Below are 14,297 nucleotides of genomic sequence, written 5' to 3' on the forward strand. Positions count from 1 at the left end.
GTGGACTCACTCCTTCTCCAGGGCAGTAAGCATGCGCGACCCCTATGAGGTGCTGGGCGTTGCCAAGAACGCATCGGCCAAGGATATAAAATCGGCGTACCGGAAGCTCGCCAAGAAGTATCATCCAGACCAGAATCCGGATGATCCCAAGGCGAAGGACCGTTTTGCCGCCGCCAACCAGGCGTACGAGATTGTCGGCGACGAGAAGAACCGGGCGGCTTTCGATCGCGGCGAGATCGACGCCGACGGCAAACCGCGTTTCCAGGGTTTCGAAGGCGCGGCCGGCGGCGCCGATCCTTTCGCCGGTTTCCGCCGGCAGCAAGGGCCGGGCGGCGCGCATTTCGAATTCCGCACGGGCCGTCCCGGCGGCGATCCGTTCGACGGCAACAGCGACATCTTCAGCCAGATCTTCGGCGATGCTTTCACCCAGCAGCGCGGCGCCGGCGCGGGCGGCCGCCGTCAGGCCCCGACCGCCGCCGATCTCAACGTGACGCTGGACGTCACCATCGAGGAAGCCGCCACCGCGGAGAAGGTGACGGCGATGTTCCCCGACGGCCGCAAGATGGCGGTCAAGTTGCCGGCCTATGTCGAGGACGGCCAGACCATCCGCCTGAAAGGCCAGGGCGAGCAAGGGCCGGGGCAGCCGGGCGATGCACTGGTCAAGATCCGCTTTCGCCGGCACCCGCGCTACCGCGTCGAGGGCCGCGACCTGCATGTCGACCTGCCGGTGGAACTGGCCGATGCGGTGCATGGCGCCAAGGTGGCGGTCGAAACTCCGACCGGCAGGATTGCGGTCAATGTTCCCCCTTGGTCAAGCTCGGACAAGGTTCTGCGGCTGAAGGGCAGGGGCCTGCCGGAAAAAGCCGGCGGTCACGCTGATCTCTACGCGCATGTGCGGCTGATGCTGCCGGAAGGCGGCGACGCCGAGCTCGAGGCGCTGATGGGCAGGCGAAAGGGCTGACGATCGAAAAGGCCGGCGCTTGATGCCGTGTGGAAAAGCGGACTTGCGGACGCTTCTGCTATACACCGAACGTCTTGATTGGGCCAGGAGCGTTGTCGCCGAACTACTGCTCAGACGTCGCGTTTGGAGCCGCGAGCGGAAGGGCAGCTTATGGAGCTTCATAGATGAGAGCGACGTTCAAGCCACGAAGCGCCGTGAGCGTAGATCGGAGCGCTCGCGACTGCAGAACGGGAATCCCAATTTCCGTCGCAAATCTCTGGAGCTTTGTCGGCTCCTGCAGCAGGGGTAGGTTAGCTTATCTCGTAAGGAATAAAGCCACCGGTTTGGTGTTTCCACAGACGGGCAAACAGGCCATCCTGTCCCACCAGTTCGTCCGGCCCGCCTTCTTCCACGATGCGTCCCTGATCGAGCACAACTATCCGCTCCATCCTGGCAATCGTGGAGAGGCGACCTGCGATGGCGATCACCGGGGTCGAGTTTGTCCGTGTGGGTTCTGTGCCCGAAAGGTAAGGCCGTAGTCACTGCCTTTACAACGAGCCGAACTGGTTGCACTGTACTGCTTCGCACCGAATTTGAGCACGGCCTTCTGCAGGAGGGATCAATGGCAGGCGTGGAATCGATATATTTCACCGTGACGGTTAGTGATAAATTTTTGAGAATAACAGACAAACTACCATTTCCCGAGCCGCCGCCGACGGAGTTTTTCCTGAAAGTCCGTGATGCCAAACGTGAGGTGGCCGTTACGACCCAAGGCAATAACGTCGGCAGTGTCGATGTCTATGTGAGCAAGAACGAGAAAGATTGGCTTGTACACGAAGAGAATATGGAGGTCGAGGCTGACAGCACATACAATATTGATGACAAAGCTTTCCCGCCACCGCCACCCTCGAAGTCGAAGCAAGAAGCCGCCAAGGAAGATACCAAGAACTAACTTTGGCTCCCCCCTCCGCGGCTTAGCCGGCCGCCGCGATGTGCCAGCATGAAGCTGTTCCCGTAAGTGTTTGGGCTGCGGTTGCCGGGAAGGTTTGCATTCAAGATGATTTCTTCGGCGAAGTCAGTACTTGTGGCAAGTTCCATGATCGGGGTTTTCTTTGTAACTCCCCACATGACGTATCCCAGGTCATCAAATCCGCATCCTGTCGCGGCGGTTTCTCGTGACGTTGGATGAAAAATGAGTAGTTTTGGTTTGTCATTGCGGTAGCATTGACCTTCAAAGGCATATCCATAGACGACAGCAATCACCTCCTTGGTTGGAATTATAGGCTCGAGGTCATCGCGTTTCTTGACAATGGACATGCGAAGTAAGTTTTCATTCAACGGCAAAGTCGCTGTTCTGTGACTAACTTTGCCCGCATTATCGAAATTCAACCTGACGCCATAGAGCGTAATCTGATCCGGCGAATAGTTTTGCGCGCTGGGTGGCGCAGGAATATCGGACGACATAATGCTTCTCCCTCCAGTATTGTTTGGCGATCGACCTGGCCCACCGCCCGGGCCAGACGGTTTAAGTGGGTTGCCTGTCGGCGTTGGTGACTTTGGCATCCCTTTCTCCTTCAAAAAATCTCGCGCCAGGCGAAGTTGTCGACAAGGCTGTCAGCGAAGCGGCGCGCACGCCCGCTTTCGCAGGCAACAACCATCGCCTCGGCTGCTTCGCGATAGTCCAGTGCATGCGGATCAAGCTCTTCCCACGACCGCACCAGGATCTCGCCCACTAGGTCGCGGGCTTCTTCCAATGCCGATTTCAATGCGAAGAGGCGGCCGTCATTGGCGGCGAGTGAAACCGAAAGCAGGTCTTCGACCTCTTCTTCGGAAAGCTCACTCCTGAGATCACGAAAGTCACGCGGATCCAGATCGGACAGCCCGCGTTCGAACAGCAGCACCTGGTAGATCTCGATAAGGATGTCGAAGAGTGCGCCCGCGAAGGGCTTGGAAAGGTCATGCACTTCCGTGCTGACGTCGCTCATCCGCAGCGAGTGGCTGAACCGTCGGACCTGCTTTTCGTCGGAGAGCTCGCCGAAGCGGTCCAGTTCGTTGTTGATCAGGAGGTTGCCGCGCGTGCGCCGCAAAAGCAAATCCAGCGCAGTATCGAAGTGCAGGAGCGAGATCAGCGCGATGAAATCGGCCACTGCCTCGTGGTAGGCGAAGTATTCATGCGGCGGATCGAAACGGGGAACTCCCATGACGCCGAAAATCACCAGATGCCCGATCTCGTGTGCAACAGCATCGAAGTTGAGCGCGAAGGGCTGCGTGGTTCCGCGGGCCTCATCGATCCCCATCTCCAGAAAGCCGTAACCCGACTGGGCGTTGTCCCAGTTCAGCCGCGGCACAATCTCGAGACGCGGATAGGTCGGTTCGAAGAACCAGGGAATCTCGCGCCCCACATAGCTCTCGCAGATGTCGAGCACCCGCCGCACGCAAGCGTAGGCATGCGCCGCCTCGAACTCCGGTGTGCCCAGCGGAATGTTGTCGAAGTGCCCGTCTGGGCCGGCTACCGCAGGCGGCCTGAGGGCACCGGCGTAAGGAGGCAGGTAAGGAAACTGGTATGGCTGCTTTTCAAGCAACGGGTCGATCACATACATCCGTCGGTCGGCTGGCCCGGGGCCGATCGCGTCAGGCGGCGTGGAGACCCAAATCATCTCGGGCCGTTCGTAACCCTGAATGAAAGGAGGTTGGGGAAAAACAAGAAAGCGTGTTCCAAGGCGCGAAGCCGCGGATCCAATACCCGACTGCCATCTTGCACTGGCGCCCATGCAGGCAGTCCCACCCCTCTCCTGAAAGGACAGTCTGAAGTATTCCTGTTAGATCAAAATCCATCCCGTTCCGCAAGAACAGACCCAATGTCGTCGTCCCACAGCCCGGCCGCGCCGAGATCATAGGCCCAAGCTTCGGTCAGGGTGAAAGGCGGGGTCATCGGCGCATGCGCCAGAAGTTCAGGGCAGCATGCAAGTTTCGCCAGCAAGCCGGTTGCGTCTTCGCGTTTGCGGTCGATCGCCGATCGGGGGAGCCAGTCAGCAAGCCGATCCAGGGCCGTTGCGGATTTGCTGGGCAGAGAAGATCGCGCCTCCGCGAGCAGCCTCGGATAGCTGCGATCGACGAAGTGCGTGTCCCGCGCCAGCACTTCCAGAGATCGCCTTTCCACGGCGTTGATGATGCCTGCTCGCAATGCCCGCTTTAGCGTAAGGCGTATGTTGATAAGCGCTTCGCTCAGGGCCGCCGCGCCGAGTTCAGTAGGACACATCGCTACCGCGACTTCATCGTCGTCGGCGAGCGGCGTCAACGCGTACCATCGGTAGATGAAGCCATGGCCCTGCATGCCGAACGCCGCCAGTTCAGCGGCGCGGAGCGCGCCCATGCTTGCCGCCCCGAACACCGGAATTCCGTTTCCCAATGCCCACAGGATTTCCTTGTGACGAACTGCCGGTACCTTCCCGAACGAACCGTCGATGAGGATTATCGCTTTCGGTTGATAGGCTCTCATTGCGCGGACGATCGAACCCTGTTCGGCGGGCGGTAGATAAACGGCGTCGAGGATGGCTGCCGCTTGGGCACGCGGCAGTGTCGGTCCGAGGAAAACGACCGGCTTGTCCGCCATCCCTATCCTCTGATGAGGTCTTTGAGCGGAGGGGCGACGAGACGGACAATCTCGATATCGGGATCCGTGCTGCTATGGAGCGGCACGACAAGGGCCGCCTGCGCTCCGGCGCGCCTTAGCGATTTGAGAACGGCGTCGAGCTTGCTGGCGCCTGAGGTCGGTCCGACGCTATCGGCGGGAAGCGTGGTGGCGTTCCCTGGCACCCGGAACGAGCGTCGACGCGTGTCCAGGTCCACTCGGTCGTACCACTCGGGATAAGCGGCACGTGTAATATCTTCACGGGCACCGGCGAGCGCGGTTACCCGGGCCTGTGCCGCCTCCATCAGTGCCTTGGCCAAGGCGCCATCATGGGTAAAGTCGCACGCAAACCCCTCGCCCGGCAGCGGCGCAATCTCCTGATGCGCTTCCGATTCCATTACGGCGCAGCGAAAGACCGGCAAATCATGATCGCCTGGGACGAGCCATATTCCGGCAACGAGATCCGCGGCTGCGAGGCTTGCCAGAATTCGCGACGAACGCGGACCGCCAATACGGGCGGGGTCGATACGAATTTCCGGAAAGGAACGTGGATACCGCTTGGCTCCTGCGATGCTCGCGCGCTCGATGATTTCTAGCGCTGCATGGGTGATCGCGGAAACTAGCGTTTGCCCGGCGGCGAGTCCGCGCGTGGATCGGGGAAACGCCACGGGATGCGGGGACGGAAGCGTGTAGATGGTATCGACCAGGGGGAGAGGAACTGGCAGCACCCGGCCGGTGAAAATATCATAACCGTCGGTCCACTGGAGTTGCAGTTGATCCCAGCCGGCGTCGAAGTCATGGACTCGGCAGCCGGCATAGAGGGCCCGAATCTCTTCTCCCAGAACGCGCGCGCTTGCGATCCTGATGCGCTCATGCGAGACCTGCTCCGCTGCCCATCCTTCGAGCGCTTCCATCAGTGCCCCGGCCGCTGCCTCTATGAGGGTTTCACCCTTGCCCTGGGAGACAGCGTTGGAGAGCGACAATGGCCGCACGGCTTGAGCAACCGCCACGCCGGCGCGATCAAGGCGGGTCAACGATCCGATCCGCGTTATGCCAAAACGTCTCCGGACGGAGAAAAGCCCGCGGGCGAGCTTCTCGGTGGCTGCGGAGTCTGTGCACTGGGCATCGCCAAGGGCGGAGAGTTCGCGGTCGAGCCTAAGACCGATCTCATTCGCAGGAATGGCAAGCGCCTGCGCAAAGCCGGTGTCGGACTTCACAGCCGGAGCCGATCGAGGTCCAGCCGCACGCGTGACGCCAGGGGTGCGGCCCGCTGTTCGGTGCTGACTTCGAGCGCTCGACGAAGGTCGGCCATCACCGCCTCCTGCGATTCGCCAAGGGTATGACGGAGCACACCGCGCTGCCGTAGCAACTCAGCAAGCCAGAACACTTGCCCACTGCTGGTCGAAGCCGCGATGATGCTATCCAGTATCGACAAGGCCTCGTCGTTGCGTCCAGCGCGTTCTAACAACTCCGAACGCATGCCCTCAAAAACGGGGGCACCCTCGTAGGTCGCGATCTCGCGCCAGCGTGTCAGCTCGGTTTCGAATGCCACTACGCCAGCTGCCGCGTCCCCGCTCATACCCTGCGCCCAGGCACGGAACAGCGCCGCCTTGGCGAGTACACCCGGCGTTGCCCGCCCGAGTTCTCCGATCCTTTCGGAGACCGCAATCACACCGGGATGGTCGTTTCGATATCGTTTCAGCTCGATCTCGAACTCCAGTGCATGCAACATGCTGTTCGGATGATTGATGTGCTCGGCCCATCGTTTGGCAGCGATTATACTTTCGGAAGCCCCATTGTCGTCGCCTACGAACCACAGGGAGAACGCACGTTCGCCCAGGCCGCAGACCTTGGCGTCATGACCTCCGTAACGGCCGCGGTTGAAACATGCGCGATCCTCGTCGTAAAGAACGAGACCCTGCTCGACGCATTTTAGGCAGTGCGAATGCAGCCCGGCATCAATGTTGGTCGCCCATGCGCAATGCAGCGACTGAAGCCGGACCTCAGGATCTGCAGAGCCTTCAAGGTCCTGCACGAGGATGTCGGATCTTGCGCGCTGTGTCTGGTAGTCGGGCGCAGTGAACCACCAACCCCAGTAAAGCGGGAACCATTCTGCACGATCCCGATCCTTAACCGTGGCGCACAGCGATACGCCGCGCTCATAGATCGCACGCGCTTGCTTGCTGCCTCTACCGAAAAGCGCTGCAACGACCGGCCCGCGAACTGTGAGGAGGCGAAGCAGCTGCTCATTCGACTCGGCATTCCTGCCGGCCTGAGCGAGTTGTTTCTCAGCGAAATCCAGCAGGTTTTCTGCCTCCTGCATTGCTGACCGAACATCGCAAGCCTCTGCCGCCTGAATAGCGTGGCGCGCCGCCTGCACAGGCTGTCCGGCCTGCCCGAAATGCCATGCCATCGTCTCGTCGGAGAGCGGCGGAACAACACCTGATTGAATGAGATTTACAACGCTTGTGTGGATTTCCTGCCGCTCGGATTTCAGGAGGCTTTCGTAGGCCGCTTCCTGGATCAGCACGTGGCGGAAGCGAATTTCCATACCGCCAGACTTCCGACGGACAATCCCGGCTTGGACAAGACCTTCGATTGCTTCGTCCAGAGGTATGGCAAGAGGCCCAAGTTCAAGCACACAAGCCAGCAGTTTCCGTCGGAACTGTCGCCCTAGGACGCTTGCGATTTGGGCGACACGTCTCAATGGCCCCAAGCTGGCGAGGCGGGCTGCGAGAAGATCCCGGAGATCCAGAATGCTATCCGCACGAAGCAACGCCTCCAATCCGGCCCGATCTGGCAAGCCAGCCTTCGCTCGTTCACGGATCCAAAGCGCCAGCTGTTCGGCAAACAGGGGCACGCCATCGCTCTTCTCGTAGATAAAGGCGACCAGTTCATCTGGTGGCGAATAATCCTCCCAGATCGTGCTGAGCAGCTCCGCGGTAGCTTGAGCAGTCAGGCCAGACAAGGCGACGGCAAGCACGTTTGGATCGCCGAAACCGTCCGGCGCGATAGCCTCGCGCGACGTTACTGCGGCAAGAATCGGCCGTGTTTCGATCCACCGGCTCAGCTTGGCGACAAGTGCTTTGGTGAGCGTGTCTGCCCAGTGAACGTCCTCGATTATCAGGAGGAGCGGTCCAAGAACGGACGGCGACGTCAGAAGTGACAGCATGGCCTCGACAACACGCGCCCTGATCTCCTCGTTCGAGAGATCGACCTGCCAGGCTTGGCCAGCGCCCCCCTCCGTCTCGCCCGCGACAAGGAATGTGATGATCTCGGCATTCAACGCGCCAAGTTCCGAGCCATGTGACCGCAGGTAGCGCGTGACCGCATCCCGATCCGGGTCGGCGTTGCCGGTCGCGTCTGCGATTGCCTTTCTGAGAGGTTCTAGAAACGGGTGCAGCGGTTCCGAATTGCCGCGCGGCTGACATTGAAACACCAGGGTCCGCACACCCTTAGCGGCAAGATCACGGCGGAACTCGGCGATCAGCCGGGATTTTCCGATCCCGGGGTCGCCATGGAGAAGAATGAACTGGCCATTGCCGTTTGCGGCTCTAACCCAACGCCGGCCACACAATTCAAGCTCGTCTTCGCGACCGATTAGCGGCGCGGAAACGCGCCGATACGCTGTGAAGCGGTCGAACTGCTGCCGGCGAGTTAATGGCCGCCACAAAAGTACCGGTTCGCCAAATCCTTTCAGGTGCCTTGGACCGATCTCCTCGAATTCGAACGCGCCCATGGTAAGCCGATAGGTGGCTTCTGCGACAGCAACACTGTTCGGCGCTGCTTCGGACTGGATGCGCGCAGCCAGTGCCGGCGCGACGCCAATAATCTCGGTGGCGCCCGGAAGGTTCGTTTTCGAAGCGTCAGCGATGACGACCACACCTGTGGTGATGCCGACCCTTACCTTGAGGCTGGATTCGGACTGTCTCGCCAGTTTCTCGCACCACTCGACAATTTCGATTGCCGACGCGACCGCACATTCGGCGGCATCTTCCCTGGACTCGGGAAAGCCGAAATAGGCGCAGCCGCCGTCGCCATGAACCCGCTCGAGGTAGCCATTGTAGTCGCTGATCAATGCAGCCGCTCCATTGTGGAGCGAACGTTGCATAGCGCCGAATTCTTCGGGGTCCAGCTGATTTAGCAGAGTGGTCGAACCAACAATGTCATAGTACAGCGCGGTCACATGCCTGCGCTCCCCTGCAAGCGACCCGGTCTGAACTCGTTCCCTGGTGGTCATCGGACGTCCTGCAACACGCTGAGAGAGCCACGCGGCTTTCTCGGATGTTATCGAAGCTCCATCGTGAGCACTAAGGCTTAGAATAGTCCCATTGGCAACGGCATAATGGGTTCCTAGCCCACCCGTCTGCTATCCGTTCGCAATCCAGTCGTGATCATCAACGCGGGCTTTCAGTTCGCTGCAACGACAGGAATGGGGTGCCTCTAGCCTAACAGGAGTGTCGGCTGGAGGAGCGCGCGTGCGGTCCACGTTTGGCGCAATCACGTCTCCAGCGCGCTCACTGGCAACGTCCGCTTCCGGGATAGGGCCGCGTCTCCGGAATGTCTTAGATTAGGCGCAAACCGGTCGTCCACAGCTCAAATCATGAAGTCGGCTTGGGGTCATGAGCGTGACTTCGGCCGCTGGCCAACGAAACTTCCGCCAAAGGGTCATCTTCCGCCGTGCCACACGGACACCAAGTGTCGTATTTTTTCACTGGCACTGCTGAGCAACCGCTTTGTCCCCCGAACTGTCCGCTTTGAACGCTTGAAGGGGCACTGTGGCTGTGCGATAGGCACTCCACAACGTAGAGAACCTTGCGGAGAGCGCTGACATGGCGGGTGGACGGGGCCTTATGGCCGGCAAGCGCGGCCTTATCCTTGGCATCGCCAACAATCGCTCGATCGCTTACGGCATAGCCAAGGCTTGTGTCGACCACGGCGCCGAGATCGCGCTGACCTATCAGGGCGAGGCGTTCAAGAAACGCGTCGAGCCGCTTGCGGCGGAACTGGGCGCGCATGTCGCCGGCCATTGCGACGTGACCGACCCGGCCAGCCTCGATGCGGTGTTCGCCGATATCGCCAGTCATTGGGGCAAGCTCGATTTCCTCGTCCACGCCATCGCCTTCTCCGACAAGGACGAGCTGACCGGCCGCTATGTCGAGACGACGCGCGACAATTTCCTGCGCACCATGGATATTTCGGTCTATTCCTTCACCACCATCGCCAAACGTGCCGAGCCTTTGATGACCGATGGCGGCTCGCTGCTGACGCTGACCTATTACGGCGCGGAAAAGGTGATGCCGCACTACAACGTCATGGGTGTCGCCAAGGCGGCACTCGAGGCCAGCGTGCGCTATCTGGCCGTCGACCTCGGCGCCAAGAAGATCCGCGTCAACGCGATCTCCGCCGGCCCGATCAAGACGCTTGCCGCATCCGGCATCGGCGACTTCCGCTACATCCTGAAGTGGAACGAATACAATTCGCCGTTGAAGCAGACGGTCACGCAGGAGGAGGTTGGCGATTCCGGCGTCTATTTCCTGTCCGACCTTTCGCGCGGCGTCACCGGCGAGATCCATCATGTCGATTCCGGCTATCATGTTGTCGGCATGAAGGCGGTCGACGCGCCGGATATTTCGACGGTCAAGGACTGACGCCACCGCCTGACCTCTTCCGGAAGACCTGATGTACCCGCTCGTCTATATCGTGCGCCACGGCCAGACGGCGTGGAACGCCGAGGCCCGGCTGCAGGGGCAGGCCGATACCGACCTCAACGAGCTTGGCCGCGAGCAGGCTAGCCGCAACGGGCGTAGGCTGGCCGACCTCATCGACAGGCCCGAAGATTTCGACTTTGTCGCCAGCCCGATGCGGCGCACGCGCGAGACGATGGAGCGCCTGCGCGCGGCGATGAAGCTCGATCCGCACGCCTATCGTACCGAGCCGCTACTCGTAGAATTGAGCTTTGGCGACTGGCAGGGTTTCACCTTTGCCGAACTCGAGGCGAACAATCCCGGTTCGACCAGGCAACGCCGCCTCGATAAATGGAATTTCCAGCCGCCCGGCGAGGGCGCCGAAAGCTATCAGATGCTGCTCGAACGGGTGAAGCCGTGGTTCGACGCGCTCGATCGCCAGACGGTCTGCGTGACCCATGGTGGCGTCATGCGCGCGCTGTTCCGCTTCGTGCTGGGGATGTCCGAACAAGATGCGGTCAGCATGGAAGTGCCGCAGGACCGCCTGCTCAGGCTGGACGGCTGGCGCCTGGAGTGGCTTTAGTCGTGAGCTTTCGAGAGATTGAAGCAGAATGCGATCTCGCGCTGAATCGGCGACAGAGGCGCGTAGGCGAAGTTGATCACGCCGGGATCGTCGCTGGCCTGAGAACCGGGACAAACCGTTCTCGACCGGCCCTGACATATTGCCCAACAGGTCCGGTCTCACGCGCAAGGCGCGCGAAGAGCAACTGGATGAGGGCACGCAGCTCAGGCGAAGGTGTGCTACCGCATGATGCGCGAAGTGTCCGCTCGTAGCAGGAGTAATCCTCGATCGCGCCAGCAACATCGTCTTGGGCGATGTCGCCCTGAATGAGCGCCTTGTAGATTCTCACAGAGTCGGGGTAAAAATCGAGCGCCCGCAAATAGATAGTCCGGGCTTTCCCAGGATCGTTGCGAGCCTCGCAGTGCTTGCCGATGCGGATCGCGAGTTCGATCACGTCGCGGCGCACGCGTTCAGCGGCCGGCAAGCACCAGGCGGCAATACGCTCGTGCAGAAAGAGAGGCCCCGGGAACAGGAGGAAGAGCCGCTCCAGCTCCGGTTCAGTCACGGCATTCGAGGCCAGAGCCCGTTTGAGGCGCGCCTCCCAATCGGCCAAATCCACCCAAACCCTGTCTGCGGCGAGGCGCAGCTTGCCCTCCCTCTGAATCACCAGGTCCGTCTGGCCGAGCAATTTGCGCAGACGGTGGAGCGCCTGATCGCAGGCAGCCTTCGCCTGGTCGCCGTCAAGGTCGGGCCAGAGCCAGTCCTGCAGGCCTTCGAGCGGGCAGACTTGGCCCTGGGAAATGGCCAAGGCACGAAGAATGTCGAGGGCCCGCGTCGGTGGCTTGGCGCCAAGGTCCAGTGCCGAACCGTCACGTTCAAGCCGGAACCCGCCGAGAACATACACCTTGATCGGCCAAGACAAGCTTGCCGGACGCCGCAGGGACGCAGCCAGCTGGTGGTTGCGGGTCATGGACCGGCAAAACTCGAACTGAGCATTCATCTGCTATCTCCCCACTGGCGTGCCGGATTCGCGAGCGTTCCAATCCGGACGCAGCACGATCGTCTGGGTCGGCGAGACATGCCGGATCCTCGGGTGTTGCGGCGGTTCCGGTAGCCAAAAGTGACGGTTGGCCACAACACGATGATGTTTACGAGTTCATCCACGGCATCGCTCCTCACCAAGGGATCGGGAGAACATCGGGTTCGCCTCCAGATCGGGATATGCACCGATTTGAACCGGGTCGTCGTAAGTTGCTCGTGAGCAGCACGTGATTGGCAGTCGACGCGCGGCAGACGGCTGCGAGCGGGGGAATCACGCTGCCTTCACGCGTGGCGCAGACAAAGGTGGTCTCGACCCTGGGATAACGGACGATGAACGATCCGAGATTTTTTCTCTTTGATTTGCCAAGGTCGGGACGACCTGCACCATTCAGAATTCCGGAGGAATATTATCCCGGCGTACGGGATCACTGGTATAATGCGACGTCCCGTCGAGCGGTCGATCCGATCGAAGGAATCAGCGCGCTGGTCATCCACGCGGCGGCAGGGCTAAGTTCGGCGGGCGCCATGTCCGTCATGAAAGCGCACAGGGCCAGTTGGCATTGGCTGATTCCTGGCACGGACGAAGAGCCGCATGGCAAGTTCGCATGGGCCTGTGTGCCGGAGGCAAGCGCCGCCCTCCACGTGCGAGACCATCGGTCGTATCCTGCGGTGAACGCTGGCCAGGCCAAAGTCGATGACTGGAGCCTCGCAATCCAGATAGTCAATTCGCGGAGCCGCGATGTCGTGGAGCCATTCTCGGACTGGCAGGTGGAGATTGCCGCTGAAATCGTGCGCTACTGTTGGGCGAAGTACCCAAATTTGAAACACATCGCATCGCATGCCTTGCTGGACCCTGATCGATGCAGCGATCCAGGTGCCCACTTTCCGTGGAAACGGTTCCGCGATCTCGTGCTCGACGGTGCCGGCGACACCTACCCAGCTCTGCGTACCCCCGCTGGGGTGCCGATGGAATTGCTGCCCGCCCTGCACGATGTCGCCACCTGCTGCGCGGGCTGGGATTTGCTGCCTGTGGACGACTAATCGGGCCGCACCGCCCACCGATCGCCCGTGTTGCGCATTAGACCTGCACGCGCGAAGATGCCACATCGTCTGTCGAGGCAAGCAGCCGGTTATCCGGCGCCCGGTTGGCCGATATGGTTGGCAAGCCTGCAACGGGCATTCTGCTGGGGCGCTCAGCGATGGAGGGCACGTGGCCACGGTTGCTTCGGGTTCGCTTGAAACTCCACACGAGCTCGATCCGATATCACGAGAAAATCGGATAGCGATCGCGCGGTTGGCGACGAAGCTTCGTCTTATTACTCGACTGCCTCATCCGGACGCACCTGGTGCCGCGATATATGTGGCGCAAGCGCATCCCCATGAACACGGCGAGGAGTTCCGCGACTTTCAGCCTGTCGGAGTCGCGGGCTGCGATTGGCGTTCCGAGCGGGCATTCGAAGCCTGCATCGGCGAAGCAGCCGAATATCTTTCCCAGCTCGAGTACCCGGAGGACCGAAATCCTGGGGCCGAAACGGCCGGTCGGCGCATTGATGCCTTCGATCACTATCTTGCCGGCGTCACCGAAACCGGAGGCGAGCGCCTGTGGCTAGCCGGGCATCAGGTCGGCTCATCGGAGCCGGTGGCTTTGCCGGGCGAACTTTGCGTCCGCCGCGCAAGCGGCAATGGTGTTTTGCCGTACAGGCTCGGTAACGGCGTCGCGGCGGGAAGAACCCTTATAGAGGCGGCAAACCGTGCAATATGGGAACTAGTCGAGCGCGATGCCGTCGCGAGATGGTGGCACGGCGACCAGGTGGCGCATGCGATTGGCGAAGATGTATTGCGGGATAGCGGACTCCCGGACCTGCTCTCCCGATACCGGTCGGGAAAGACGACCCGGACGTGTGGCTGGGTCGATATCCGCGCAGCTGTTGACATTCCGGTCATCGCTGCCTTTTCGTTTTCTCGTGACGGGAGCGATTTCGCTTGCGGTTTCGCAGCACGGCCGAACATGGCCGATGCTGTCCACGCCGCAACGAAAGAGATGGTGCAGATGGAAATCGGACATCATCTGGTACGAGCCAAGCAACAGGTGCACGGTTTCGAGAAGCTCAATCAGGATGACCTCGCCTATATTGCGCGAAGCCAGCGGGTCACCCCCGATCATCCAAAGCTTAAAGCTGCTCCCGTCGGCTCGAAGAGTTCGTCCTTAGAAGGCAGCGACGAATTACTCCTCCTCGACTATACGCGCCAGGCACTCCTCCGTGCTGACTGTACGGCCTTTATCGTGGACCTGACGCGCGATCGCATTGGCATTCCGGTCGCCCGCGCTCTTGCCACAGGCCTGCAGCAGATTCCCCCAGGCGACGTGTTGCAATTCGACTCCGTGGGTAGGTGCATCAACTTCAACATTCCGGTACTGTAAGGCGTTTGCTGTAA

The 14,297-nt window shown here is 60.8% G+C and carries 12 protein-coding genes and 1 pseudogene; 6 read left to right on the forward strand and 7 right to left on the reverse strand.

The features are described from left to right. Positions 1–31: 31 nt before the first annotated feature. Positions 32–961, forward strand: a complete 930-nt coding sequence (locus NKH71_RS11655) for a DnaJ C-terminal domain-containing protein (RefSeq protein WP_352788398.1) — start codon at positions 32–34, stop codon at positions 959–961. A 290-nt stretch (positions 962–1,251) separates the two neighbouring features. Here NKH71_RS11655 and NKH71_RS11660 read toward each other — a convergent pair. Further along, positions 1,252–1,428, reverse strand: a pseudogene (locus NKH71_RS11660) (hypothetical protein); the annotation flags it as partial. Positions 1,429–1,562: 134 nt separating this feature from the next. Here NKH71_RS11660 and NKH71_RS11665 point away from each other — a divergent pair. Next, the gene (locus NKH71_RS11665; protein ID WP_023716887.1) at positions 1,563–1,892 is read left to right on the forward strand and encodes a hypothetical protein; all 330 of its coding nucleotides are present in this window, start codon (positions 1,563–1,565) and stop codon (positions 1,890–1,892) included. Here NKH71_RS11665 and NKH71_RS11670 read toward each other — a convergent pair. The 5 genes from NKH71_RS11670 to NKH71_RS11690 all read right to left on the reverse strand — a co-directional run bounded on the left by NKH71_RS11670 (position 1,889) and on the right by NKH71_RS11690 (position 8,811). Next, on the reverse strand, positions 1,889–2,404 hold the full coding sequence (locus NKH71_RS11670) for a hypothetical protein (protein ID WP_352895015.1): 516 nt from the start codon (positions 2,402–2,404) through the stop codon (positions 1,889–1,891). The two genes, NKH71_RS11665 and NKH71_RS11670, sit on opposite strands and share 4 nt — an antisense overlap. A gap of 110 nt (positions 2,405–2,514) precedes the next feature. Continuing rightward, positions 2,515–3,711: a gluzincin family metallopeptidase gene (locus NKH71_RS11675; protein ID WP_023716889.1), complete on the reverse strand. Its 1,197-nt coding sequence runs from the start codon at positions 3,709–3,711 to the stop codon at positions 2,515–2,517. A 53-nt stretch (positions 3,712–3,764) separates the two neighbouring features. Then, entirely contained in the window at positions 3,765–4,553 is a 789-nt protein-coding gene (locus tag NKH71_RS11680; protein WP_352895017.1) for a TfuA-like protein, read from the reverse strand. Positions 4,554–4,555: 2 nt separating this feature from the next. Beyond that, entirely contained in the window at positions 4,556–5,788 is a 1,233-nt protein-coding gene (locus NKH71_RS11685) for a YcaO-like family protein (protein ID WP_023716891.1), read from the reverse strand. After that, positions 5,785–8,811, reverse strand: a complete 3,027-nt coding sequence (locus tag NKH71_RS11690; RefSeq protein WP_031193359.1) for an ATP-binding protein — start codon at positions 8,809–8,811, stop codon at positions 5,785–5,787. The genes NKH71_RS11685 and NKH71_RS11690 overlap by 4 nt, the downstream gene beginning before the upstream one ends. A gap of 592 nt (positions 8,812–9,403) precedes the next feature. Here NKH71_RS11690 and fabI point away from each other — a divergent pair. After that, positions 9,404–10,222: an enoyl-ACP reductase FabI gene (gene fabI / locus NKH71_RS11695; protein ID WP_352589000.1), complete on the forward strand. Its 819-nt coding sequence runs from the start codon at positions 9,404–9,406 to the stop codon at positions 10,220–10,222. A 31-nt stretch (positions 10,223–10,253) separates the two neighbouring features. Next, complete coding sequence (locus NKH71_RS11700) at positions 10,254–10,841, forward strand: histidine phosphatase family protein (RefSeq protein WP_352483722.1); 588 nt, start codon at positions 10,254–10,256, stop codon at positions 10,839–10,841. Positions 10,842–10,917: 76 nt separating this feature from the next. Here NKH71_RS11700 and NKH71_RS11705 read toward each other — a convergent pair whose 3' ends face one another. Beyond that, positions 10,918–11,820 carry an AfsR/SARP family transcriptional regulator gene (locus NKH71_RS11705; protein ID WP_023716895.1) on the reverse strand — a complete coding sequence of 301 codons (903 nt, stop codon included), beginning with the start codon at positions 11,818–11,820 and terminating at the stop codon, positions 10,918–10,920. 371 nt (positions 11,821–12,191) lie between these two features. Between NKH71_RS11705 and NKH71_RS11710 the strand changes: the two genes are divergently transcribed. Together NKH71_RS11710 and NKH71_RS11715 are read left to right on the forward strand one after the other, a co-directional pair. Beyond that, complete coding sequence (locus NKH71_RS11710) at positions 12,192–12,902, forward strand: N-acetylmuramoyl-L-alanine amidase (protein ID WP_352895019.1); 711 nt, start codon at positions 12,192–12,194, stop codon at positions 12,900–12,902. Between the two features lie 169 nt (positions 12,903–13,071). Beyond that, a complete protein-coding gene (locus NKH71_RS11715) occupies positions 13,072–14,283 on the forward strand; it encodes a YcaO-like family protein (protein WP_198030448.1) in 1,212 nt (403 codons plus the stop codon). Positions 14,284–14,297: the final 14 nt, after the last annotated feature.

It is taken from the genome of Mesorhizobium sp. M0983, from assembly GCF_040318975.1.
Classification (GTDB): domain Bacteria; phylum Pseudomonadota; class Alphaproteobacteria; order Rhizobiales; family Rhizobiaceae; genus Mesorhizobium.

What these genes read in the sequence shown, in the direction of transcription:
- NKH71_RS11670 (WP_352895015.1), bottom strand. Translation starts at nt 2,404, where the DNA reads ATGTCGTCCGATATTCCTGCGCCACCCAGCGCGCAAAACTATTCGCCG.
- NKH71_RS11700 (WP_352483722.1), top strand. Translation starts at nt 10,254, where the DNA reads ATGTACCCGCTCGTCTATATCGTGCGCCACGGCCAGACGGCGTGGAAC.
- NKH71_RS11655 (WP_352788398.1), top strand. Translation starts at nt 32, where the DNA reads ATGCGCGACCCCTATGAGGTGCTGGGCGTTGCCAAGAACGCATCGGCC.
- NKH71_RS11710 (WP_352895019.1), top strand. Translation starts at nt 12,192, where the DNA reads ATGAACGATCCGAGATTTTTTCTCTTTGATTTGCCAAGGTCGGGACGA.
- NKH71_RS11680 (WP_352895017.1), bottom strand. Translation starts at nt 4,553, where the DNA reads ATGGCGGACAAGCCGGTCGTTTTCCTCGGACCGACACTGCCGCGTGCC.
- NKH71_RS11665 (WP_023716887.1), top strand. Translation starts at nt 1,563, where the DNA reads ATGGCAGGCGTGGAATCGATATATTTCACCGTGACGGTTAGTGATAAA.
- NKH71_RS11690 (WP_031193359.1), bottom strand. Translation starts at nt 8,811, where the DNA reads ATGACCACCAGGGAACGAGTTCAGACCGGGTCGCTTGCAGGGGAGCGC.
- NKH71_RS11705 (WP_023716895.1), bottom strand. Translation starts at nt 11,820, where the DNA reads ATGAATGCTCAGTTCGAGTTTTGCCGGTCCATGACCCGCAACCACCAG.
- NKH71_RS11675 (WP_023716889.1), bottom strand. Translation starts at nt 3,711, where the DNA reads ATGGGCGCCAGTGCAAGATGGCAGTCGGGTATTGGATCCGCGGCTTCG.
- fabI (WP_352589000.1), top strand. Translation starts at nt 9,404, where the DNA reads ATGGCGGGTGGACGGGGCCTTATGGCCGGCAAGCGCGGCCTTATCCTT.